We start from the raw sequence: 23,958 nt of genomic DNA on the forward strand, positions 1-23,958 counted from the left end.
CCTTCGCTCAATCAGTGGCGGCCAGAGTTTTGCCGTGCTCTCCCTCCAACAGCGCGCGGCGTGCCAGCAGCCCGCCCCCGACATGGTCGAAGAAGGCTCGCACCCGCGCGGTGTTGCGCAGATCCCTGTGTGTGATCAGCCACAATTCTCGGGTGAGTTCGGGGAGTGGTTCCTGAACCCGTTCGATATCGGGTTCGAGATCGCCGAGATAGCACGGCAGGAGGGCTAGACCGAGGCCCGCTTTCACCGCCATGAGCTGGTTGATGAGGCTACTCGAGCGATATGCAAAGGCGCGGGATGGAATATTTTCCGTCAGCCACTTGGACGCTGCCGCGACGGCGCCGCTGTCCCAGCCGATCACGACATGGTCGGAAAGAGAGTCGATATCCGTGGGGCGCTCCCGGTCGGCAAGATAGAGGCTGCTCCCATAGAAGGTCCAGGGTGTGGCGGCTATCTTGCGTCCGAAGAGTTCCCCCTCATGCGGACGTGTCGCACGAATGGCGATATCGGCCTCGCGCCGGAGAAGATCGAGCTGTCGATTGTCGACGAGGAGTTCCAGTTCTATTCCGTCATGCTCGCGGCGGAAGCCCGCAAGCACTTCGTTGAGAATGCGATAAGCCAACGTTTCGGATGAGGTGATCTTCAGCTTGCCGGACAGCCGAGTGTCCTGTCCGGTAATCGACCGGTCGAGCGCCAGGATCTCCGCCTCCAGCCGCTCAGCGGCCGTCACCATCTGCAAGCCGGCTTCCGTCGGCACGTACTGGCTAGATGCCCGATCAAACAGCTGTACCCCTCTGCGCTTTTCCAGGGCGTTCAGCCAACGAAAGACCGTCGAGTGGTCATGGCCAAGGTCTCTTGCCGCCCCAACAAGAGACCCGGCTCGGCCTATCGCCAGCACAATCCTGAATTCGTTCCAATCCGTCACGCCCTTGCTGCCTCGCACATCTAGTTGCCATTTCAATATTTTGCATTGCAATTCGGCAAGCTCAATGACACCCGAAATCCCGGTCCAAGCTCGCTCCAATGCAATTTACTCTTCGAAATGCACGGTTTGCATTGTAAAAACGCAAGGCAGTCTTGCCGAACCGCAAGCGGTCGCGGGACAGAGCCTTGCGCCATATCGGCTTGATAGCAGCAAGCGCGCAAACATCGACACCGCTTTTATCGCTGCGATTGCCAAACGGAAATATCCGCTTGCCAAACCACAACGGGCATAGCGCCTGTAGCGCCCCTATCATCGAAATGTGTGCCACAGCCAGCGCAGCTTCGCGTTTGCAAGGTATGACCGGAAACGACAACGAAGGATGATGGCGGGCATGGGAACGGGGATGGCGTGGACATTGTTGGTCGTCTCAGGCGTTCTCGACGTATGCTGGGCCATCAGCGTGAAGATGGCGGATGGCTACAGCCGATTGACTTGGTCCATCCTCTCCTTCGTCCTGCTCGCCGCCTTCATTTACGCCCTCGGCAGAGCCCTTCAGGTCTTGCCGATCGGGACAGCCTATGCGGTCTGGACCGGCATAGGCGCGGTCGGGTCCATCGTTGTCGGTATCGTGATCTTCCGTGAGCCTGCGACTTTCTTCCGGCTCTTCTGGATCGCCGTCACTCTCAGCGGGATCGTTGGTCTCAAGCTCTCGAGCACTTGAGGCCCGGCGCCTGCTCATCCCAATAGTAAGGAAATACCATGGCCAAGCTGAATGCCGACCCGAATTTCGTCCTCTCCAAAGCCGAGGAATTGAAGGCCTTCCGCGACATGCTGCTGATCCGCCGCTTCGAGGAGCGCTGCGGTCAAATGTATGGCGAGGGTTTGATTGCCGGATTTTGTCATCTCTACATCGGCCAGGAGGCGGTTGTCGTTGGCATGCAGATGACGATTGGTGAGGGAGATCAGGTCATTACCGCCTATCGTGACCATGGACATGCATTGATGGCGGGCATGGATCCCAAGGCAATGCTGGCCGAACTGACCGGCCGCATGGCAGGGGCGTCTAAGGGCAAGGGCGGCTCGATGCATATCTTCGCGCCGGATCTGGGTTTTTACGGCGGCCATGGCATCGTCGGCGCACAGGCGTCTCTCGGCACCGGCCTTGCCTTCGCCAACAAATATCGTGGCAATGATCGTGTCTGTCTGACCTATTTCGGCGATGGGGCATCCAACCAGGGGCAGGTCTATGAGAGCTTCAATATGGCGAAAATCTGGAGCCTGCCGGTCGTCTATGTCATCGAGAACAATCACTACGGCATGGGAACGAGCATTGAGCGCGCCTCGGCAAACCTCAATTTGTCCCAGCGCGGCCTATCGTTCAACGTGCCGGGCGAGCAAGTCGACGCAATGGACGTCCGTGCCGTTCGCGCCGCAGGAGCGAAGGCCGTTGAACATGCCCGTACTGGGGAGGGGCCGTTCATTCTCGAAATGCTGACCTACCGCTATCGTGGGCATTCGATGTCGGATCCGGCGAAGTACCGTTCTCGCGAGGAAGTAGAGAAGGTCAAGAATGAGAACGACCCGATCGCCCGTTCACGCGCTCGCATTCTCGAAGATGGCCACGCCACAGAAAGCGACCTCAAGCTCATCGAGCAGGAAATCAAGGAGGTTGTCGCGGAGGTGGTCGATTTTGCCAAGGCCAATCCGGCGCCGGCTTCGTCGGAGCTCTATACCGATGTCTACGCCTAGGATTGCACCGCCGTCCAGCCGATCAGATGAGCATCCGGCGATAGTACCCTCGCGGGAACCTTCAGGTCATTGAGCCAGTTTGGCATTCCAGGAATGCAGGCTCCTTCATGCACGTATTTTCTGTATGAAAGAGCCCGGAATGGCTGGACGCATGCGGTTCGCTCCAAATTCCTCGGAGTGCAAGGTCTGAGGGCGATCCTGTCCCTCAGATGCCGAGGTCGAGCTGAGGCTGGGATTGATCGTCCGCTGCTTCCTCGTTGGTCAGAGAGGAGAGCGTGACGCCGAGCAGACGAACGGGTCGCTTGAACGGGTAGACGGTTGCCAGAAGCGAGGAGGCCGCCTCGAGAACCTCGTCCACACCAGCGACCGGCAGGGCACTTGTCCGGCTACGAGTCGCTTGGGTGAAGTCCGAATATTTGATCTTCACGGTCACCGTCTTGGCGCCAATGCCGCCTGCCTCGCAGTAACGCCAGACCTTTTGCGCGAGCGGCTGCAGTTCCGCTGTCGCCAGTGCGAGATCGCTGATATCTTCGACAAAGGTATCTTCCGCACCAATGGATTTTCGGATGCGGTTGGCTTTGACCTGGCGTTCGTCGATGCCGCGGGCAATCCCGTAGAAATATGGTCCCGACTTGCCGAAATGCTCCTGCAGAAAGGCGAGGGATTTCGATTTCAGATCGAGCCCCGTCTCGATACCGTATTTGCGCATGCGCTCGGCGGTTGCCGGACCGACGCCGTGGAATTTCTTGACGGGAAGCGTCTCGACGAAGGCCGGGCCGTTTTTCGGCGTTATCACCGCCTGGCCATTCGGCTTGTTGAGATCGCTCGCCATCTTGGCGAGGAACTTGTTGTATGAAATGCCTGCCGAAGCATTGAGCCCCGTGACCTGCTTGATTTTCGTCCGGATTTCCAGCGCGATCTCGGTGGCAATCTGCATGCCCTTCAGGTTTTCGGTGACATCGAGATAGGCCTCATCGAGCGAAAGGGGCTCGATAAGCGGGGTATATTCCGCAAAAATCTCGCGGATCTGCTGAGACACAGCCCTGTAGACCTCAAAACGCGGCGGCACGAAGATCAGGTCCGGGCATTTGCGCTTCGCAGTGACCGACGGCATGGCGGAGTGGACCCCGAAGGCGCGGGCCTCATAGCTTGCCGCCGCCACCACGCCGCGTGCTGCTGACCCACCGACCGCGAGCGGCTTGCCGCGGAGTTCGGGATTGTCCCGCTGCTCGACCGAGGCGTAAAACGCATCCATGTCGACGTGGATGATTTTTCGAACACGGCTCGTGTTTATATCCGTGGCGGCGGTCTCAGTATTCACGTTGCAAATTCCGTGCGACTCTTCTGCTCTGGGGGGGCGAAACAAAAGAGGAACATACCATTCTTGAAGGCGATATCAAACCGTCGTTGCGACACAAGGGGCGACTTTGAAAACGGCGCTGCGTCATACGTGTCGCCACCACCACCTTGTGATGTGCGCGAGGCTTCCTATCTCTTGGCTGTCCCCCTCACGGAGCCTCAATATGGGCCATTTCAAATCCGATTCGCTTCCAGATCTATATATGGAGATCCTTCCGCCCGAGCGTGGTGAGGAAACGCGGGCTGATGCTAAGACCTGTCTTTGCTGTCGCAGAAGGCGGTCGGCGTCGAGGATGGACGATGATGGCTGCGGCATATGCGACGAATGTCTAGCCGCGTGACGAAAGGTACCAGAGAACTGCTGCCTCTCGACTTCCGGCAGTTCGAACGTGCCCTTGCCCAGCTGCCCGATGGCTATACAGAGGGATATTTTCAGGGCCGTCCGTGGGGCGCTACCGTCAAGCGGTCCGCTGACGGCAAAAGACTGTGGCTCTACGGTGAAGAACTCGGCGCGACGGATATCGTCAGCTTCAATCTCTATTTTCTCTCCGACGAAAAAGCTGTCCTCAAGCCATGCGAAATGTCTTCAGCGAAGGTTTTAGATTTCGTGCTGGGCTTCAGCCCTATTCTACCGGCGCGGCCGGAACCTATTTGCGCACCAGGCTAAAGGTAAAGTGACTGCCACGATGATAATCGATGGCATAAATCACCGGAATGCCGGCATCGTTGAAGCAGGTTTCGGTGATGAGAAGGGCAGGACCGAAGTCTTTGAGATCGTGGCGCTCGGCCACGCTTTGAGGCAGCATGACCGCGCTGACGGAGGCGGATGACATTCTCGGGCGGTGCCTGTACTGCTCCAGCAGCGATAGCAGAGATCCGCTCCAGTCGACATCGTAAAGTCGGGCAGGGACGATGCTGCGCGGCACATAATCCAGGCAATACATGATCGGATTATCGTTTTCGAGGCGTAGCCGCTCGAGCCGAATGACGGTTTCCTTGTCTTCGAGCTGCAAATGCTTGGCAATCGTCGCGTCAGGCACCTCTTCCGAAATCGACAGCACCTTGTTTACGGTCGTATAGCCATAGGCATGCGTCATGTCGGTGACGCTTTCGAAGACGGTAATCGGGCGGTCGACATGCACGGCTGAAATCGCGGAGACGAAGCGGCCGCGGCCATGTTCCACATAGATATCGCCTTCCTGCTCGAGCAATTTCAGCGCCTCGCGCAAGGCTGGTCGGGATACGTTGAAGCGCTGCGTCAGCTGGGCTTCGGTCGGCAATTTCTCGCCGGGCCGCAATCCTTCGCTTTGAATGAGGTCGGCGATACGGTCGCGAAGCTGGATCACGATGGTGCGCGTATCGCGAATAGACTCGTTCAAATCATGCCTCTCCAAACTCTTTCACTCAACTATCGTCTTGTCTGACAAATATGAATTGGTCAAGAGGTGGCTCTGGAGGTGAGCGCCTTTCCAGCTCGGCAACTGAGCCTTGAAAACAGGGTCAGCCGTCGCTTGGGCGTCTTGACAGGTAAATTCAATGATGTCAGTTGTCTTACAACTTTGCTTGATGGGCGAAGGTCATCACCGAGTGCGTCCGCGCGACGTCACCAACCGAGAGAGTTCCATGCTGAATTTTGACGAAGAACGATTTCTGCGTATCCAGTCCGGCGCTTTGGTGCTGGCACAGCGCCTCGATCACGTGATAGGCACCTGCCTGGCCGCCGGCGCGCAGAACGTATTTTTCCTGGGAACCGGCGGCGCCGCGATTCTCATGCAGCCGGCTGCCCAGCTGCTGCAGCGCAACTCGCGCTTTCCTGCGTTCATTGACCTGACAGCCGAGCTGTTTATTTCGTCATCGGTAAACCTGACAGCCAAATCCATCGTTGTCATGCCGTCGCTTTCTGGCACGACAAAGGAAAGCGTCGCGCTGCTTTCGAAGCTCAAGGAGATCGGTGCCACGGTCCTGACGTTGGTGGGGCATCAAGAGACGCCACTCGGCAAGGGTGGCGACCACGTATTCGTCAACTTCGCCGAAGACGATACGTCCTGCGAGTCCTTCTATCTGCAGTCGCTCATCATCGCACTGTCGATCATGAAGCATCGCGGCGAGATTTCGAACTACGACGGCATTCTCGGCGAACTGGCGACGCTACCCAGGCTGCTGCTTGAGGTAAAGCGCGCTTTTGAGGGCAAGGCAGAGGCCTATGCCAGGGCTCTTGCGGCGTCCGATTATCACATCATCATCGGCGCCGGAAACGTCTGGCCCGAAGCATTCTATTACGGCATGTGCATCCTGGAAGAGATGCAGTGGATCCGCACGCGTCCCGTTCACGCGTCCGACTTTTTCCACGGTACGCTTGAATTGGTTGATAAAGAGGTCAGCGTTATCCTGTTCAAGGGCGAGGACGCCTACCGCCCATTGGCCGAGCGGGTTCAGAATTTCGTGCCCAACTATACGCAGAAGCTGACGGTTCTGGATACGGCCGACTTCGCATTGCCGGGAATATCGGCCGAGGTTCGCGCGTTGATTTCGCCCGTGCTGCTTGCAACCGTGCTGGAGCGCATCAGCGCCCATCTCGAGGTCTTGCGAAATCATCCGTTGACCACCCGTCGTTACTATAAGCGTGTTGCCTATTGAGCCATTGTGGCAAGAGGGAAGACCGCCGCAGGTGTTGGAGGCACTTGCGGCGGTCCGTTGTCTTGAAGACAAGGATTTTCTTGGGGGGATGAATGCCGCGGTTCCGATTTGCAAGTGTCGGAGATAATTGCATCGATCGATTTTTGCCGCCGGTAAGCCAGTCGCTTGTCGGCGGCAATGCCGTGAACGTCGCTGTACAGCTCGCCCGGCTCGGTCAATCGGCCGCTTATTTCGGGGCGGTAGGCGAGGATGCGGACGGCGTACGGACGAGGCAAACACTCGAAGCAAATGGCGTCGAAACCGCTCGTCTTCGCATTTGCCCAGGCCTGACCGCCTATACTGACATCGAGCAGACGCCCGTGGGTGACCGGATCATGGTCTTTGAGGAGTTCGGTGTCTGCGCCGGCTACCGGCCGAGCGAAAGCGATCTCGCCGTCCTGGAGGCGGTCGATCATGTCCATATCGGCTGGATGGATGATGGCGGCGCCTTGCGCCGCCGGTTGGCTGCACGGGGCGTCAGCGTGTCCCAGGATATTTCCGTCAATGCAAGCCTGGAAAATCTGGGCGTCGAAGGGCTATCGGTCGCGTTTGCGTCCGCGGGCGCGCGCGGCAAAAGGGCGGAAACCATGCTTCGCGATATGCTCGAAGGCGGTGCGCGCTGCGCTGTCGTGACCTGCGGGGCGGAGGGAGCAATTGCCTCACATCGGTCCGAAAGGGCTGAAATCGATATTGCAAGGGTGCAAGTCGTCGATACGACAGGGGCGGGAGACAGCTTTATCGCAGGCTTTCTGGCTGCTTTCATCGCTTCCAGGCCGCTGGCGGCATGCATGGAGGCCGGACGCGACTGCGCGGCAATCACCTGCACCCATGTCGGCGGCTTCCCGCAGCAACCATCGCTGCTTTAACCCATGCTAGCGGCATATGGTACCAAGCCGGTTTGAAGACTGGGGCGCACCGTGGCAGCGCTCAGGGCGTTCCCGTCATTCTTCAAATCACGGAAACGCCCTGGAGCCAGCAGTAGGAAATTATCGCGCGTTGAAACGACCAAATCGCTCTTCGATGCGGGACTGAAGGAATTCGAGCGCCATGGACAGGATCCAGTAGATCATCGACGCCGTGATGAGCATTTCGATGTGGCGGAACTCCGTCTGGCCCTGGGTACGCGCCAGATACATGATCTCCCAGACGCCGACGACCGAGACCAGCGAGGAATCCTTCAGCATGGCGATGAACTGATTGCCCGTCGGCGGGATGATGACACGCATTGCCTGCGGCAGGATCACCAGGAACATCGTTTGGTTCGGGCTGAGCCCGAGAGCCGTTGCACCCTCGGATTGGCCGCGCGGAATGCTTTCGATGCCGGCCCGGAAAATCTCGGTCATATACGCGCCATAGCAGAGGGAAAGAGCCAGAATGCCGGCCGGTATGGCGCTGATGACATAGCCCACCTGCGGCAGGCCGAGATAGATGATGTAGATCTGCATCAGAAGCGGCAGGCCGCGGAAGAGCGAGGTGTAGAACGTCGCCAGGCCATAGACGACGCCATTCCGCGAGAGCTTCGCGATCGCTCCGGCAAGGGCTATGGCGGTGGCGATGACGATCGAGATCGCGGAGATGTAAAGCGTTGTCACCACGCCTTGCGAGATCAGGAAGCCAATCTTCTTTGCGATGAAGGCGTAGGAGAGATCGAAGGTATAGAAGAAGAGCATCAGCAGAATGAGCAGCTCCATCCAGACGCCGACGATCTGCTGACTGCGCGGCAGGAGCCTTAGAAGCTTGATGTTGACGGCAATGATCAGGGAGATGAGCACGGCCGAGACGAGGCGGCTCGCCTGCGGACTGTCCGTCAGCCAGCCCAGCGTCATGGGCACAAGCTTGCCGATCCAGGCGGAACTTATTCCGAGCGTGTAGAGGACCGCCGTCATCAGCGTCAGCATGATGAGCAGCCCGGTTCGCCGGGCCGCGTCCGGATAGTTCAAAATCAGTCTTCCAAGCACCATCGTTCCCCTTGATGATCTTCCTGGAACGGTTCAGCTTTTGATGGAAAGGCTGAACCGTTCCAGCTCTTTATTTCCTCGCAATTCCGGACGGAAAGCCGCTGCGCACTTTTCCTGGAGCTGCCCTAGGCGGCTCTTTCACGCCACCAGTCTTGTGCCTGCAGTTTCCAATAGGTGAGCTGCGCTGCCGCAAGTCCGGCAACCCCGCCCGCCCATACGAGACCGAAGGGCTGAAACAGGCGATAGCGATCGGATTGTCCAAGAATGCCCTCGGCCACGATCTTTCCGCCCATCGCCGTCGTGTTGAGGCCATGGCCGCCAAAGGCCGTGCAGTGCCAGACGCCCGGCATCATCTCGCCGATTTGTGGCATAAGGTGACGGGCATAAGACATAAGGCCGGACCAGGCGAGTTCGGTTTTGAGGTCGGAGAGCTGCGGGTAGGTGCCTGTCATCTCGCGGCGCAGCTCTCGAGCCAATGCCGCAGGCGAGGCTGCGCGCGTGGTGATGCGCCCGCCCCAGAGAAGGCGTTTGCCATCATCGACGACGCGGTAATAGTCGCCCGCCCGGCGATTGTCACCGATTGCGCTGCTTGTCGCGATTGCCGTGGCGATCAGCTCGGGGTTTTCCTCCGAGATCATGACGTAGGTGGCAATCGGCAGGAAGGAGCGCTTGAGCTTGCCGACCAAGGGGCCGGTATAGCCGCCTGTCGTCAGCACGACCCGCCGTGCCTTCACATGGCCATGCGTCGTTCGCACGATTTTTTCCGGGCCGGAAAGCTGGCAGTCGGTTGCTGCAGAGTTTTCATAAATCCGCCCGCCCAGTCGCTCGATTTCGCGGGCCATCGCCCGCAGATAGTTCAACGGATGGATATGGAAGGATTTCGGGCTGCGCAGCGCCTGGAAATAGCGATTGGATTTCAGAATGGTGCGGATCTGGCTGCGGTCCATGTATTCGAGGTCGCTGCCGAAATCGCGGTTCATTTCCTCGGCGTATCTTTTCAGGCTATCGCCGCCATCATACCGCAAGGCACTGATAATGCCGGGTGTCGGCCTGGCGTCGGTGATATTGAGATCCCGGATGGTGTCGCGCACGAAATCGACACCTTCGATCGAGAGACGATGGATAGCCTTTGCCCTTTCCGCGCCGGTAACGCGTGCGATTGCGGAACTGTCCGTCGCAAAGCCGGCACTGACGAAGCCGCCGTTGCGGCCGGATGCACCGAAGCCGATAGATTCTGCCTCCAAAACAACCACCGCCAATTTGGCGCGCGCGAGCTGCAATGCGGTTGTCAATCCGGCAAGGCCGCCGCCGATAATGACCGTGTCGCATTCTGTGGAGCCGTTGAGCGACGGGCGGTCGCTCGCTTCGGTCATTGTCCGGCGATAGTAGGTATCAGGGTACGACATGGTCGCTCTTTCAAGGTAATCTGCAAAGGAGGCAGGTCAGGGCAAGGCGCCGCCCCGACCCATTTGCGATCAGTCGACGCTATAGTCGGCGCCATACCACTTTTTGGTAAGCGTCCCGAGCGTGCCGTCTGCCTTCATCTGCTTGATGATCTCGCCGACCTTGGCAGTCCATTCCGCATCGCCTTTTTCCGCAATGATGACGAGCGGTTCGCGGAAGGCATATTCGCCCGCGATGACGCGCAGCGGATAGCCATTCTTGATGGCGTTCTGGGCTGTCTGTTCCGGTGCTATGACGGCATCGAGACGTACGCCTGGGCCGAGGCGCAGATCGTCAAACGGCAGCATGGAGTCGGCAAAGGTGCGGACTTCGCCGGGCTCGACCTTATATTGGACCGGCGGCAGGCCGGGTGCATCGATCTGCAGATTGCGGCGAATGAAATCTTCCGAGGTCGTCGCAGTCTCGACGCCGATAACCTTGCCGTTGAGATCGGCAACGGTCTTCAGCGGGCTGTCCTTGTGTACGACGTAGACATAGGGGCTGTAGTAGTAGATGCCAGCAAAGTCGATGACCTGAGCACGCGACTTGGTGGGCGTAACGGAGCCGACGCCGACATCATAGCGCCCTTGCCAGTGACCGCCCGTAAGGGTTGCCCATTCAGGCGTCTGGAAACTGACTTCGACGCCCAGGCGCTTGCCGATCTCCCGGGAGACGTCGATATCAAATCCAACCATTTGGTTGTTGTCATCAAGAAAGCTCTGCGGCGGCCAACCGCTATTCGTCGCAACCACCATGCTCTTTTTCGACAAGACGCGGTCAAGTGTTGTACCGGCGTGCGCAACGGATACCATGGCGAACGCCGCCGCAGCGATCGCCATACCTTTCAAGAAATTGTTCATAGATCCTCCAATGCCAGACACTTGTTCCACCTTATGTAAGATGTCTGACAACTGAACTAGATTGCATCAGGCGCGGGGTGTCAAGAGTCCTGTCTCGGAAAGTTAATGATAGCTCGGAAGTAACTAATGAATTCCGGGCATAACTGTCCTCGGCGGCATAACTCATCAGCAAAGTCGTGAAGATCATCGAGGCAAGCTGTCAGACGAGTTTATGTCTTTTGGTGCATCAATGGATGGGTTGTGGCTTCGATTGCGGGACTAAATGAAGAGGGGCGGCATCAAAAAACTCGGCAGACGCCGGGAACATCCAGGGATATGGGCGCCGAACGGATTGATCGCGCTTTGCTGAAAAGGCCGCCGGCTTGAAGCCCTGCGGGCGCGTTGAGACGGGCACGAGGCCTTACCGCAATGGTGGACTGTTCTTTGCAATATGAGGTCATGATGAAGGACTTGCGGGTGAGCGCTGACCCCTCGAGAATTTGGCCACCCGCGGACTGAGCGGCATGTCTGATCTATAGTTATCTTGTTTTGCGGATGCTCAGCCGTTCACCGCACTGGATGCCTTAGGAGCCAACAGATCCTCCGGCACCATGACAAAGTCGAAAGAGGCGTGCCACTTGTTTAAGCCTTCGCTGCGCTCGAAGTCGGCGATCAACGAAGATTTGACGCCGAAGACGGCATCGGATTCGAGATAGGCATCACCGCCTGTGAAAATATGCGTGACGATCTTTTGATGGCCCGACGCTGTCACCAGGAAATGCATGTGGGCCGGGCGGTAAGGGTGGCGGCTGAGGGCAGCAAGAAGCTCGCCGACAGGCCCGTCGTCGGGAATGGGGTAGCTGACCGGCTTGATGCCAACGAAGCTATAGGCGCCGTCGGAATCCGTGACGAAGCGGCCGCGATTGTTCCATTTCGGCTGTAGCTCCGGCTGTTGCACGTCGTAAAATCCGTCGGCGTTATCAGACCACACATCGATCATCGCGCCTTGGACGGGGTTGCCATCGAGGTCGATCACCCGCCCTTCGAAGAGGCAGCTTTCCCCCTTGCCATCCAGGCTGATGCTTTCGCCCTTCTCTCGGACCGGCGCATCGGCTACATAAAACGGGCCTAAAACAGTGTTCTCCGTCGCACCGGCGGGACGGCGATTGCCAATGGCATCGACCAGCATGGAGAGGCCGAGCACATCGCTCAGCAGGATATACTCCTGCCGCGTATCGGTGCAGGTTTTGCCCGTACGCGTGAGGAAGTCGATGGCGATCTCCCATTCCTGCTGGGTCAATTCGACGTCTTTGACGAAATCATGCAAATGACGAACCAGGCTTGTCATCACCTTCTGTATGCGCGGCGAGGCCGCATCCCCCATCCGGCAGTTGACGGCGTCGACGGAGTTTTCTTCGGTGAAATAGCCGGTCATATGTTGTTCCTCCCTCACGCCGCCGGGCCAAGCCGTGCCGCGAACCAGTCGGCGACGAGCGCCGTTCGTTCGAAGCTGTGATTGTATATCGTGTGCTCGCCATCGGGCCAGACATGCAGCACTGCCTCGCCGGTGGCGGCATCGAGGAACGGCTGTTGATCTTCCAGCGTCACGAGCGGATCCGCGCCACCATGCAGGACGAGAAGCGGGCATGCTATGCGCTGTTGCGTCGGGTCGAAACGCAACTTCGCCATCACGGCCTCGATCACCGCTCGGTCTTCGCTGCCTATCATCGCAGCGCTCTGCTCGAAGGCCGTTCGGAATGGCAGGATAGCCGGCCGGGCGAAGGAGCCGTTGATGCAGCAGGCGCCGATCCGGCTGTCGCTGCTTGCCGTTCGGGCGGCCCATAGGCCGCCATAGCTGTTGCCCCAGATACCGGGCGTGCCAAGCGAGGGGTCGGCCACGATGAAATCGACCCAGCGACCGAAGGCGGCTTCTATGCCCTCTTGAAGATAGAGCCCCTGTTCGATCCTGGTCTCACCCTGGCCCGGTCCCTCGGCCAGGATGGTGGCCAGGCCGCGCCGCGCAAGTTCCCGGGCAAGCGGAAGATAGGCTACGCCCCAACCACTTTGCCCGCCGAAAAGGATGACGGTGCCACATGCCGCTAGGCTCGCCGGGCGCACCAGCCAGCCGATCAGGCGCTTTTCGGAAAATTTCGTTTCGACGCGCTCGAAAGGCAGATCGAAGACGGGGCCGAGCCGTCCGCAAGCGGCAATCAGCTTGCGGTACAATTCGACCTTGCGGGGCTCGTCGAAATTAAAGGCCATCTGCGCGAAGACCAGCGCCGCGATGCAGCGCCGCCGCGCCTCGGCCGCCGTGACGACGCGTCCTTCGGCTTCGGCCCTGTCGGCCTGTGCCAGGCGCTCGGCAGCGATGGCTTCGGCGATTACGTCCCAGGGTTCGCCCTCCGAAGTGCGCGCATGAAGGCGGCTCGCATCCGCATGGTCCATACCGCAATCCAGAAGCCGGGTCATGGCCATGGCGCGTTGGTGAGCGAGGTTCGCCTTGACGACGAGATCGTCCGTCACGCCCGTGCCTCCATCATCGCCTCACGGGTCAGCGTCGGCCTGCCTTGCCAATACAGGCTGTCGCGCAAGTCACGCAACAAGTCGGGTAGGTCGCCGAGCTGGCGGACTGCGCCATACATCAAAAAATCCGGGCGGCGAAGATAGGCCGCAAAGCCGTTTGTATTCAGGAAGTCCAGCTGGACACCATCAAGGTCCGCGGCATGATCCGGAGCGGCGTCGCTGTCGCCGACGATGATCCAGTGGCCGCCGATCTGTTCGAAGAAGGAGAGGCTTTCCGGGTCGAGATAGCGAGCCGGATCGGCGTGGCTGACGATCATGAAACCGCGGCCGGCCACCTCATCCATCAGGCCCTCATGCCCTTGAAGCCGCACTCGGCCCTGTGGCGTCGGTGCGCCGGTCGCAGCGTGAAGGCCGCCGTCTGCCTCGACGCGAACGACACCGGTCTCGACCTTGGGGAATGGCGGCGGTGGCGGCATCTTGCCCGATAGGAAGAGCGCGTTGCGTTCGGCGACCTTCTGCGGATCGTCCTCGTTGGCGACCTTGCCGAGCATTGTTGACATCTCGGTGATCTGCGTGACGTGCGGGCGTCTTTCCGCCTCGTAGGTGTCCAGAAGCTCTGGGCCTGCCTTGCCTTGAAGCACCAGATCCAGCTTCCAGGCAAGGTTGGCGCTGTCGCGGATAGCAGAACAGGCGCCCTGGCCCATATAGGGCATCATCGTATGGGCAGCATCGCCCACCAACATGATGCGCCCCTCTTTCCAGCTCTTGGTGATTGCCGGATCGAAGGTGTAGACGACGTTGCGGATTGGCCTGATCTCATCCAGCCCGACGCCGTGCTGGTCGCGCAGCCAGGCAAGCCCGTTCTTGATGTCTTCCCAATAACTGGTTTCCTCACCCGGCAGCACGCGCATCTCGAACCGCACGCGGGATTTGCCGATCGGCATGTACATATGCGCGCGTGCCGGGTCGCAGTAAATCGAGGTAATGGCAAAGCGGTCGCCCAGATCCCTGACATATTCCGAATCGAGATTCAGCCAGCGTTCGTGGTGACCATATTGATGCCGTTCCACGCCGAGCGCGCGGCGCGTGAAGCTGTTGGCGCCGTCGGCGCCGATGACATAGTCGACCTCGATGCGGCGGAGATTTTCACCGTCGCCGGAAACTGTTTTCCACGATCCGTCCCAGGGGCGGGCTACCACAAGAACCTGGTCGTCCCGTTGCTCAAGCTTCGAAACTTCCCAGCCGCGCAGAAACTCGACGTTCGGCAGCGAGGTGGCGCGGGCATAGACAGCATCCTCGATCTCCGGCTGGAAGATCGAAATATGGGCGGGAAAGCCGCATTGCTTGCCCTTCCAGTCGAGGTCGATCAGGATGTTTCCCTGATCGTCAAGGTAGTGATAGGTGTCGATCGCCTTTGCATCGCGAAGCGCATGATCGATGTCGCCCGCCGAAGCGACGAGACGCGCCGTCTCTCCATCGATATGGCTGAGGCGGGGTAGGCCGTAGGGTTCGGGCCAGCGCTCGATGACGATCACCTGATGCCCGGCCTGGCCAAGAAGCGAAGCGGCGATGAGGCCGGCAGGTCCGCATCCGATGATGGCGACGTCTCGGCGCTCGGCTGGCGCCGAGGTTGTTGATTGGCTCATGTTTTCCTCCCGTATCCGATATTTCCGGCCCCTGCACTCAGGTCGTCGGAGCATCTCCTCGCCACGCCGCCGCCAGCAACTGGCGGATATCGGTGCGTGTCACTTCCCGCGGATTCCAATAGGGGTTGGCCGTGGCGATCTCGGCGGCGCGGTCGAGGTCCGCCTCCTGCAATCCGATGTCCTTGAGCGCCGTTGGCGCGCCGATCCTGACCGCGAAGTCATGCAGTGCCGCGCCCGGCGCGGTTGTACCGAAAATCTCGGCTATCGGCTGCAGCTCGGCAGCAGCTGCCCCCGCATTGAAGGCGATGGCGTGCGGCAGGATGATTGCGTGGGTCTCTGCGTGGGGCAGATCGAACGTCCCGCCGAGCACGTGGCAGAGCTTGTGATGTAGTGACATACCAACCGTGCCCAGAACCGTGCCGCAGAGCCAGGCGCCGTAGAGCGCGGCGCTTCGCGCAGACAGATCTCGTGGCGCTTCCGTTATTTGCGGCAGGGCTTCGGCAAGCGCTCTTAACCCCTCGACTGCCATCAGCGATGAAATAGGATTGCGATCGCGGGCATAAAGCGCTTCGGCGGCATGCGCCATGGCGTTAAGACCGCTGGTTACCGTCATCGGAACGGGCAGGCCGAGTGTCAGTTCCGGATCATAGATCACCACTTCCGGCAGGATGGAGGCCGCACGCACGGTTTCCTTGCAGCCCGCCTGAGTTTGTCCAAGGATCGGCGTTACCTCGGAGCCGGCATAGGTGGTGGGGATAACGATTTGCGGCGTATCGAGACGATAGGCGATGGCCTTGCCAAGCCCGGTTGTCGAACCGCCTCCGAAGGCGACGGTGCAGTCCGCACCGCTGTCCCGCATCGCCTGAAGTGCCAGTTCGGTGATCTCCACCGGCGTATGCATGGTCGCCTGCGCAAAGGTTCCGACGGCGCGCTCCCCCAGCAATGCGGCAATGGTCTCGGCATCCTTGGCTTGCTGCGGAGTGGAAAGGACAAGCGCCCGCCTGCAGCCCAAGTCGGCAATGGCTTGGGCGACCTGCTTCCGCATACCGGCGCCGAAAAGGACCTTTGCTGGCGATCCCTGATAATTGAATGGTCTCATCAGTTCCTCCCCCAGCTGCGGATATACCGTTGTGGCTGGTCACTCTGATTGAAAGAGACTGTAGCTCCGGGCCGAGATAAATTCGAATAATGATGTTTAATGACAACATAACAGTATGGTATGTTATGAAGAGATGACACTGAGGGGAGATGCGGTCTTGCAGATCGATCCGCGCCATCTGCTGCAGATCTGGGCTATCGTCGATGCCGGCGGCCTGTCGGAGGCTGCGGCAACGCTCGGCATGACACAGCCTGGTCTCTCACGCACGATCGCCTATCTAGAAAAACGGCTTGGCGAGCCGCTCTTCTTGCGCAATCGTCGCCCCATGGAGCCAACGCCTCTGTGCCGGGATCTTGCCGATCTTGGTGCGGCCGTGCGGCGCGCTACGGCGCGGGCGAGCGATGTCGCCGAGTCATTCCGACGCGGTGAGCGCGGCGACATCAGGATTGGGGGCACACCGTTCTTCATGGATGCGCTCGTTTCGGCGATGGTCGGAAGCTTCCAGAGAACGCGACCCAATGTCCGGATCGAGCAGGTCTATGGCTATACGGCGAGCCTTGCCGAGAAGATCAGGACGGGGCAACTCGATCTTGCCATCTGTCCCGTCGAGGTTTTTGCCGATGGCGACCTGACCTTCGACCCGATCCTGACCGGGCGCAATGTCATCGCCTGTCGCGCCGGTCATCCGCTTCTGGCTTCCAAGGCGCTTCGGCCCGCCGACCTTCTGCAGTATCCCTGGGTAGAGCCGCCCGCCGGCAGTCCGCTGAGTACCGATCTCAGAACTGCATTGATCAACCTCGGTGCCGAACATGTGCGCATCAATTTCTCCGGCGCCTCCTTGGCCGGGATCTTGGCGCATCTCGCCAATTCGGACGGTTTGGCAGTGCTTCCCTTCGGCGTGGTTTTTGCCCGACGGGACACCGACAATATTACAGCACTGCCGTTACTGCCGAGCGGTGTGCCGCGTGCCCTGGGCTTCGTGCAATCAAAGCTGATGCCACCGGGTCCGGCTGCACTGCAGCTCAAGATGCATGTCCTCTCCGCATTTGCCGGCCTGAAACCAGAGATGGAGCGCTATGCGCTTCATTGCGGGCTTGGCGGAATTGCCGAGCGGCCCAACTCAACAGATTGAGGGCTTGCGACTTCGACTTGTCGGCGGTTCCGGCTCGATCAGGGAGTAGGCGATTTACCGTATGACACGATCCATGCCGGTGGCTCCTGCTCCTTGCTGCCGTCAACTTTTACGCCGTGATCGCGCGCCCAGCGATATCCCCACATCGGTCCGAACTTGGTTACGAACCGGGGCGAACTGGCATAGGCTGGATGGGCCTGCGCCTCGTCGAGCGATGCAAAGCGGTAGCCGGACGCCTGGAAAATTTCGAGCAATCGATCCATGACCGATGCGTTGATGCGGTTCAGGTGGAGCAGCATGACCGCCGGGGGCTCGCAACCGAGAACCTGCCTGTTGAGATCGGCATAATAGGCGATTTCGGTACGGCTATAGTCCAGATAGGCGGTTTCGATGCGTTGGCGCATGTCCTCGTCGCCAACAGTCAGCGCATGTTCGTGGGCGGCGTCGAAAAGATAGTCGGACGTATCGATCGTCGACGCTGCTATTCGGTAGCCGCGCTCTCTGAGTACCGTTTCGAAGGCCTCCCGCCGATCGGCGATGTCGCCGACATGATTGTAGGGAAACCTGAAGAACCTGAGCGATCGCCCAGCCTTCCGCACCATCGGATCGATGGTTGCTTCCCCGTCGGTCACCTCGCGGCGGAATTCGTCAAGGCTGAGGTCGTTGCTATCCCTATGGCCGAAGGAATGATTGCCCAATTCCAGGTGTCCTTGATTCCACGGCGCGAGCAGGATTTCTCCTATTTGTCCCAATGCTCGCACGCGTCTCTCAACCACAAACCCGGTTGCGGGCGCGCGATAGCGGTCCAGAGCTGCCAGTATCGATGCGTTTGCGTCTCTTGCGGCGTCCAGCGTGTTTTGAGCTTCAGGGTCGCCGGCAATGCTGTAGGGAAGATCGTCGAAGGTAATCGCCACGCTTCGCTGCGATGGCGCGGAGCACGGCTCCTGCCGCAAGGCCTGAGCGCCGGCGTGATATGAAACAGCAGTAAGCGCCACGGCGCTCGCTATCGCCCACCGAAATAGGGATCGCAGGCCCCTCGCAATGCCTGTGCTTTTTCTCTGAATCGACTTCACTGGCCTCGCTACTTCTCGACATATCAATGTGAGGTTAAAGTGCGAGGGTTGCAACAGTATTGCGTGTATCGCGAACAATCACTCTCGGTGAAGCGCATGGAGCGCTGCGGCGTCTCGATGTGACGGCACAGCAGCTCCATAGGTGAGCCACGGGACAATGGGCGGCCGTGAGGCGGTCGCCGTGGTTGAAATCGTTGCGCCTTCCATGTGCTTATTGGGCGAGCGTTCTCAACTCGGTTGGATTGTCAATAATCAGGTCTGCTCCCGCGGCTTCAAGCTCGTCCCGGTTTCCGTAGCCCCAGAGAACGCCGACGGCGCGCATCCGGTTGGCGTGGGCACCGATAATGTCGAATTTCCGGTCGCCGATCATCAGGCAGTCCTCGGCTGCCAGCCCGGTATCCTTGAGAATATGTGCCAGCAATTCCGGCTTATGATCCAGGCCGGCGCCGGGCACGGAGCCATATATGCCCTGGAAGCGGTCCGACAATCCATGATTGTCGAGGATACGCTGCGCGAAAGTCTGTCGCTTCGACGTCGCAAGAAGGAGGTGGACGCCTCGGGAATGCAGCTCGACTAGCGTCTCGCGGATACCGGGATAGAGTTCGCTCAAGAGAAGGCCCCGATCCCCGTAGTCGGCGCGGTAGGCGTCGACAGCCTCAGCGACACGGTCATCACCGAATGAGCTCAGAAGATACCGCATCACATCCTCGATAGGCGGTCCTATGATCGAGCGGATATCCATCTCTGGGTCAGTTTCGTGGCCGAGGGCACGCAGCGCCGCACGGCAGCTGGAAAGGATACCCGGTTGGGAATCGACCAGCGTTCCGTCGAGATCGAGAAGGAGGTTGGAAGCGGTGTGAGGCACGAGAACTCGCTTTCTTGATGTGGGTCAAAATAGGTTGTTCATAAATGCTGATATCGTGGCCGTGGGTCAACGGAGGCCAGCGGCAATGTGATGGTGGCAGCGCCGCTTTTCCCAAACCATACGGTTGGCCTGCGGGTGCTCTCGATCATGGTCAGCGTTTCTGTGCCGACATCTCCCTGCGAAACGCAGCGGGGCTTCTCGCCGTCCACTTTCGAAATGCGCGATGGAAGGCGCTTGGTTCGGAAAAGCCAAGGCGTGTGGCGATCTCTCCGACACCGAATTCGGTCGTTTGCAGCATCTCGATCGCAAGGTCGCGGCGGATCTCATCTCTGATCGCAGCGTAATTCTGGCCCTCGGCATGCAGGCGATGGCGCAGGGTCGAAGGCGACATGCGCATTTGCGCAGCCAGCTCATCGAATGCCATCCAGGAGGTCGGCGGCAATTGCCTGAGCCGCTTGCGCACGCTTGCCGCAAGGCCTGCGTCGTAGCGATAGCGCACGAGGATATTGGCCGGCGCATTGCGCAGAAACTGCTTCAGGGCCTGCTCGCTGCGTGTTACCGGGAGTTTGAGCAGCGAGACATCGAATGCGAGCCTGCTGACCGGCTGCGAGAAGCGCACGGGCGCTCCGAAGAATTGCCGGTAGTCGGCGCCATGATCCGGCTCGTCGCAGCGAAAATCGACCATACGCAGAGGGATGCGGCGGCCGATGAGCCAGCAGGCGATGCCGTGCAGCAATATCCAGTATGTTCGATAGGCGAAAGCCGAGCGCGCGCCGGTCAAATCGGTCAGCACTACATGCGCCAGCCCGTCGGCCACTTCGATATGCCCTTTCGGATCCTCAAGCACAACGTTCAAAAACCGGAGCGCCCGCTGCAGCGCCTGATCGAGGGTTTTCGCGTGGAGGATGCAATGGCAGAGCAGCGTAAAGCTGCCGCGATGCATGGGCCTGCCGCCCATGCCGAAGAACTCGTCGTCGATTTCGGCGGCGATGGCGAGCCAGAGAGCGCCGTAGCTTTCGGCTGATATCGGCGCGTCGACGCGGGTGGGGAGGCCGAGCGCCGTCAGCAGCCGCTCTGACGATTTTCCCTGTCGCCGCAAGCAGTCGAGCGCTTCCTCCACGAAAAAAGGTGATATCATCCGCCGTGCGGCTTCCGTCATCGTCATGCCCTATGAAACATGGTAAAACTGGCCGATGGTTTGAGACGCTTTTGTCATCGAATGCAATATCGAGCGGAGATAGAGTAAGGCAAGGCGCGGGGAAAATCGCGTCATCACGGGGGATACGATATTGCGGGCGACCGCATGACGTGTGGAGGCCCTCAGCTGAAATCGACTGGGCTAGAGGAGAGCGACCATGTTGATCCGCGGCAAGACTTTTGTCGTTACCGGTGGCGGTTCGGGCCTCGGGGCCGCGGTCGCGCGCATGCTCACGGGTGATGGCGCCAACGTCGTCATCGCCGACGTCAACGCGGATGCCGGCGCAGCCATCCGCAACGAGCTGGGAGCCGCCGCTGCCTTCATCCAGACCGATGTGACGCAGGAAAGCGATGGCCAGGCTGCCATCGACTTGGCGCTGGAACGCTTCGGTCATTTGCATGGGCTGGTCAATTGCGCAGGCATCGCTCCCGGTGAGAAGGTGATCGGTCGCAACGGCCCGCACCGGCTCGACAGCTTTAGCCGTGCGATCGGCATCAATCTTATCGGCACATTCAACATGATCCGCCTTGCCGCCGCGGCAATCGCAAAGCAGGAGCCGGATGCAGACGGCGAGCGGGGCGTCATCGTCAATACCGCCTCGGTTGCCGCCTTCGATGGACAGATCGGCCAGGCGGCCTATGCCGCCTCCAAGGGCGGCGTCGCCGCCATGACATTGCCCATAGCCCGTGAGCTGGCTCGCAGCGGCATTCGGGTCGTCGCCATCGCGCCCGGCATTTTCGAGACGCCAATGATGGCTGGCATGCCTCAGGAGGTACAGGATTCGCTGAGCAAGAGCGTGCCTTTCCCGCAGCGCTTCGGCAAGCCGGTGGAATTCGCCGCCTTGGTACGCCACATCTGTGAGAACGTCATGCTGAATGGCGAAGTCATCCGTCTTGATGGAGCCTTGCGCATGGCATCGCATTAGCGCCGGATGATTTGGGGTCCGTTCGACCCAAAATCTGAATTCGCTTCAATATCAAAGAGGTAGAGCATGATGTCCTCCGAAAAACGCTCACATGTTTCGGCATCATGCTCTGATACAGGCTCACTACGGGAGGTTTTGATATGACGCAGCAGGATCCGATCGTTATCGTTGGCTCGGCGCGTACGCCAATCGGCGGCTTCCAGGGCGACTTAAAGGATTCCACCGCAGCCGAACTCGGCGCCGCTGCAATCCGCGCTGCGCTCGACCGCGGCGGTATCAGCCCGGATGTCGTCGAAGAGACGGTTTTCGGCTGCGTTCTCCCGGCCGGTCAGGGGCAAGCTCCGGCCAGGCAGGCCGCAATCGCGGCGGGGCTGCCGTTTGCGGCGGGGGCAACCACCGTCAACAAGATGTGTGGCTCCGGAATGAAGGCCGTCATGCTGGCGCATGATCTCATCGCCGCCGGCAGCGCATCGATCGCGGTTGCCGGTGGCATGGAGAGCATGACGAATGCGCCGTACTTGCTCGATCGCGCCCGCGGCGGCTACCGGCTCGGGCATGGCCGTGTGATCGACCATATGTTCCTGGACGGGCTCGAGGATGCCTATGACAAGGGACGCCTCATGGGCACCTTTGCCGAGGATTGCGCTGAAGCCTACCAGTTCACTCGTCCCGCGCAGGACGACTATGCCGTGACTTCCTTGACCAGGGCTCGCAACGCGATCGAGGACGGAGCGTTCGACGCCGAGATCATACCTGTCACCGTGAGGGCAGGGAGGTCGGAGCTGGTCGTCAGCCGCGACGAGCAGCCCGGCAAGGCAAAACTTGAGAAGATTCCGACGTTGAAGCCGGCATTTCGTGAAAACGGCACAGTGACTGCGGCAAACGCCTCGTCCATATCCGATGGAGCCGCTGCGCTGGTGCTCATGCGTCGGTCCCAGGCGGAGCGCGAGGGCATCACCCCGCTTGCAACGATCGTCGGCCATGCCACGCATTCCCAGGCGCCCAATCTCTTTGCGACTGCGCCGATCGGCGCGCTGCGAAAGCTGAGTGAGCGCACCGGCTGGAACCTTCGGGACGTCGATCTGTTTGAAGTCAACGAGGCCTTTGCCGTTGTCGCCATGGCGGCCATGCGCGACCTCGACCTGCCGCATGACAAGGTCAATGTTCACGGTGGCGCATGCGCGCTTGGCCATCCGATCGGGGCATCCGGTGCACGCGTGCTCATTACCTTGCTTTCCGCATTGAAGCGCTATGACATGAAGCGCGGCATGGCCACGCTTTGCATCGGTGGCGGCGAAGCGACCGCGATGGCCGTTGAACTGAATTGACCGGTTTCGAGGAGGAGATCGCGACATGATGCTGAGCGAAGACCAGATCCAGATCCGTGACATGGCGCGTGATTTCGCCCGCGAGCGGTTGGCTCCAGGTGCGGCCGAGCGAGACGAGAAGAGCCGCTTCCCTCGCGAAGAACTGAAGGAGATGGGCGAGCTCGGTTTCCTCGGCATGCTTGTGCCCGAAGCCTATGGCGGCTCGGAAACGGGCGTGATTGCCTATGCCGTGGCGCTGGAGGAGATTGCCGCCGGAGACGGCCCTTGTTCGACCATCATGAGTGTGCACAGCTCCGTCGGCTGCGTACCTATCCTGAAATACGGCACCGAAGAGCAGAAGCAGCGTTTCCTGCCGAAGCTTGCAAGCGGCGAATGGATCGGCGGCTTTGCCCTCACCGAGCCGCAGGCGGGCTCGGATGCCTCCAACTTGAAGACCCGAGCCCGCCGCGACAGCGATCATTATGTCATCGACGGCGCCAAGCAGTTCATCACCTCGGGCAAGAACGGCAATGTCATCATCGTCTTTGCCGTCACCGACGCCAGCGCCGGAAAGAAGGGTATTTCCGCCTTCATCGTGCCGACCGATACGCCCGGCTACGAAGTCGTGCGCGTCGAACACAAGCTCGGCCTGCACTCATCCGACACATGCCAGATCGCCTTTACCGGCATGCGCGTGCCTGCCGAAAACCGGCTCGGCGAGGAGGGTGACGGCTACAGGATCGCCCTGTCGAATCTCGAAGGCGGACGCATAGGCATTGCGTCGCAGTCCGTCGGCATGGCGCGAGCGGCTTTCGAGGCGGCGCGCGATTATGCCCGCGAGCGTATGGCCTTCGGTTCGCCGATCATCGATCATCAGGCGGTGGCCTTCCGGCTTGCGGACATGGCGACCCAGATTGAGGTGGCCCGCCAGATGGTGCTGCATGCGGCCCAGCTGAAGGAGGAGGGGCAGCCCTGTCTCACCGAAGCGTCGATGGCCAAGCTGTTTGCCTCGGAAATGGCCGAAAAGGTCTGTTCCGACGCGATCCAGATCCATGGCGGTTACGGATACATGTCGGATTATCCGGTGGAGCGCATCTATCGCGACGTTCGCATCTGCCAGATCTATGAGGGAACGAGCGACGTTCAGCGCATCGTTATCGCACGCAATTTGTAGGATGTTTGTGGTCGCAGTCGTCGTGGGGAGCAACGGGCGGTGCGGCCGACAATGGAGGTATGACAGG

Annotated in this window: 22 protein-coding genes; 9 read left to right on the forward strand and 13 right to left on the reverse strand. The window is 59.9% G+C overall.

What is annotated here, in order from left to right; genetic code table 11:
• Positions 1–7 precede the first annotated feature (7 nt).
• Positions 8–943, reverse strand: a complete 936-nt coding sequence (locus QD461_RS20705; RefSeq protein ID WP_414089446.1) for a LysR family transcriptional regulator — start codon at positions 941–943, stop codon at positions 8–10.
• 385 nt (positions 944–1,328) lie between these two features.
• Between QD461_RS20705 and QD461_RS20710 the strand changes: the two genes are divergently transcribed.
• Positions 1,329–1,646, forward strand: coding sequence for a DMT family transporter (locus QD461_RS20710; RefSeq protein ID WP_184705337.1), 318 nt, complete (start codon positions 1,329–1,331; stop codon positions 1,644–1,646).
• A 38-nt stretch (positions 1,647–1,684) separates the two neighbouring features.
• The gene (gene pdhA, locus QD461_RS20715; protein WP_414089447.1) at positions 1,685–2,674 is read left to right on the forward strand and encodes a pyruvate dehydrogenase (acetyl-transferring) E1 component subunit alpha; all 990 of its coding nucleotides are present in this window, start codon (positions 1,685–1,687) and stop codon (positions 2,672–2,674) included.
• A gap of 205 nt (positions 2,675–2,879) precedes the next feature.
• Here the strand turns inward: pdhA and dinB are convergent, their stop codons facing one another.
• Positions 2,880–3,995, reverse strand: coding sequence for a DNA polymerase IV (dinB, locus tag QD461_RS20720; protein ID WP_414089448.1), 1,116 nt, complete (start codon positions 3,993–3,995; stop codon positions 2,880–2,882).
• 375 nt (positions 3,996–4,370) lie between these two features.
• Between dinB and QD461_RS20725 the strand changes: the two genes are divergently transcribed.
• Entirely contained in the window at positions 4,371–4,700 is a 330-nt protein-coding gene (locus tag QD461_RS20725) for a hypothetical protein (protein ID WP_414089449.1), read from the forward strand.
• On the opposite strand, the gene QD461_RS20730 is transcribed toward QD461_RS20725, so the two are convergent.
• Positions 4,681–5,412, reverse strand: coding sequence for a GntR family transcriptional regulator (locus QD461_RS20730; RefSeq protein ID WP_414089450.1), 732 nt, complete (start codon positions 5,410–5,412; stop codon positions 4,681–4,683). The genes QD461_RS20725 and QD461_RS20730 overlap by 20 nt on opposite strands.
• Before the next feature lie 244 nt (positions 5,413–5,656).
• Between QD461_RS20730 and QD461_RS20735 the strand changes: the two genes are divergently transcribed.
• Together QD461_RS20735 and QD461_RS20740 are read left to right on the forward strand one after the other, a co-directional pair.
• Positions 5,657–6,670 carry an SIS domain-containing protein gene (locus QD461_RS20735; protein ID WP_414089451.1) on the forward strand — a complete coding sequence of 338 codons (1,014 nt, stop codon included), beginning with the start codon at positions 5,657–5,659 and terminating at the stop codon, positions 6,668–6,670.
• A 92-nt stretch (positions 6,671–6,762) separates the two neighbouring features.
• On the forward strand, positions 6,763–7,575 hold the full coding sequence (locus QD461_RS20740; protein WP_414089452.1) for a PfkB family carbohydrate kinase: 813 nt from the start codon (positions 6,763–6,765) through the stop codon (positions 7,573–7,575).
• Positions 7,576–7,695: 120 nt separating this feature from the next.
• Here QD461_RS20740 and QD461_RS20745 read toward each other — a convergent pair whose 3' ends face one another.
• The 7 genes from QD461_RS20745 to QD461_RS20775 form a co-directional block, all read right to left on the reverse strand.
• Positions 7,696–8,667 carry an amino acid ABC transporter permease gene (locus QD461_RS20745; RefSeq protein ID WP_414089492.1) on the reverse strand — a complete coding sequence of 324 codons (972 nt, stop codon included), beginning with the start codon at positions 8,665–8,667 and terminating at the stop codon, positions 7,696–7,698.
• Between the two features lie 125 nt (positions 8,668–8,792).
• Complete coding sequence (locus QD461_RS20750) at positions 8,793–10,073, reverse strand: NAD(P)/FAD-dependent oxidoreductase (RefSeq protein WP_414089453.1); 1,281 nt, start codon at positions 10,071–10,073, stop codon at positions 8,793–8,795.
• Positions 10,074–10,142: 69 nt separating this feature from the next.
• Entirely contained in the window at positions 10,143–10,970 is an 828-nt protein-coding gene (locus QD461_RS20755; protein WP_184705352.1) for a transporter substrate-binding domain-containing protein, read from the reverse strand.
• Between the two features lie 538 nt (positions 10,971–11,508).
• Positions 11,509–12,384, reverse strand: a complete 876-nt coding sequence (locus QD461_RS20760) for an intradiol ring-cleavage dioxygenase (RefSeq protein ID WP_414089454.1) — start codon at positions 12,382–12,384, stop codon at positions 11,509–11,511.
• A 14-nt stretch (positions 12,385–12,398) separates the two neighbouring features.
• On the reverse strand, positions 12,399–13,472 hold the full coding sequence (locus QD461_RS20765) for an alpha/beta hydrolase family protein (RefSeq protein WP_414089455.1): 1,074 nt from the start codon (positions 13,470–13,472) through the stop codon (positions 12,399–12,401).
• Complete coding sequence (locus QD461_RS20770; protein ID WP_414089456.1) at positions 13,469–15,118, reverse strand: bifunctional 3-(3-hydroxy-phenyl)propionate/3-hydroxycinnamic acid hydroxylase; 1,650 nt, start codon at positions 15,116–15,118, stop codon at positions 13,469–13,471. The genes QD461_RS20765 and QD461_RS20770 overlap by 4 nt, the downstream gene beginning before the upstream one ends.
• Positions 15,119–15,155: 37 nt before the next feature.
• The gene (locus QD461_RS20775) at positions 15,156–16,220 is read right to left on the reverse strand and encodes a maleylacetate reductase (protein WP_414089493.1); all 1,065 of its coding nucleotides are present in this window, start codon (positions 16,218–16,220) and stop codon (positions 15,156–15,158) included.
• 154 nt (positions 16,221–16,374) lie between these two features.
• On the opposite strand from QD461_RS20775, the gene QD461_RS20780 reads away from it, so the two are divergent.
• On the forward strand, positions 16,375–17,349 hold the full coding sequence (locus QD461_RS20780) for a LysR family transcriptional regulator (RefSeq protein ID WP_210325587.1): 975 nt from the start codon (positions 16,375–16,377) through the stop codon (positions 17,347–17,349).
• A gap of 38 nt (positions 17,350–17,387) precedes the next feature.
• Here the strand turns inward: QD461_RS20780 and QD461_RS20785 are convergent, their stop codons facing one another.
• The 3 genes from QD461_RS20785 to QD461_RS20795 all read right to left on the reverse strand — a co-directional run bounded on the left by QD461_RS20785 (position 17,388) and on the right by QD461_RS20795 (position 20,446).
• Positions 17,388–18,422 carry a polysaccharide deacetylase family protein gene (locus tag QD461_RS20785; RefSeq protein ID WP_414089457.1) on the reverse strand — a complete coding sequence of 345 codons (1,035 nt, stop codon included), beginning with the start codon at positions 18,420–18,422 and terminating at the stop codon, positions 17,388–17,390.
• A 211-nt stretch (positions 18,423–18,633) separates the two neighbouring features.
• A complete protein-coding gene (locus QD461_RS20790; RefSeq protein ID WP_414089458.1) occupies positions 18,634–19,287 on the reverse strand; it encodes an HAD hydrolase-like protein in 654 nt (217 codons plus the stop codon).
• A 151-nt stretch (positions 19,288–19,438) separates the two neighbouring features.
• Entirely contained in the window at positions 19,439–20,446 is a 1,008-nt protein-coding gene (locus QD461_RS20795) for an AraC family transcriptional regulator (protein ID WP_414089459.1), read from the reverse strand.
• Positions 20,447–20,642: 196 nt separating this feature from the next.
• Here QD461_RS20795 and QD461_RS20800 point away from each other — a divergent pair, with 196 nt between their 5' ends.
• The 3 genes from QD461_RS20800 to QD461_RS20810 all read left to right on the forward strand — a co-directional run bounded on the left by QD461_RS20800 (position 20,643) and on the right by QD461_RS20810 (position 23,891).
• Entirely contained in the window at positions 20,643–21,410 is a 768-nt protein-coding gene (locus QD461_RS20800) for a 3-hydroxyacyl-CoA dehydrogenase (RefSeq protein WP_414089460.1), read from the forward strand.
• A gap of 140 nt (positions 21,411–21,550) precedes the next feature.
• Positions 21,551–22,738 (forward strand): acetyl-CoA C-acyltransferase, encoded by a 1,188-nt coding sequence (locus QD461_RS20805; protein ID WP_414089461.1) that lies wholly within the window; start codon positions 21,551–21,553, stop codon positions 22,736–22,738.
• A gap of 25 nt (positions 22,739–22,763) precedes the next feature.
• The gene (locus QD461_RS20810; RefSeq protein WP_414089462.1) at positions 22,764–23,891 is read left to right on the forward strand and encodes an acyl-CoA dehydrogenase family protein; all 1,128 of its coding nucleotides are present in this window, start codon (positions 22,764–22,766) and stop codon (positions 23,889–23,891) included.
• The last annotated feature ends 67 nt before the right edge of the window (positions 23,892–23,958 follow it).

Origin of the sequence: Rhizobium sp. BR 314, assembly GCF_047445805.1 — a bacterium.
Classification (GTDB): Bacteria; Pseudomonadota; Alphaproteobacteria; order Rhizobiales; family Rhizobiaceae; genus Rhizobium; species Rhizobium lusitanum_B.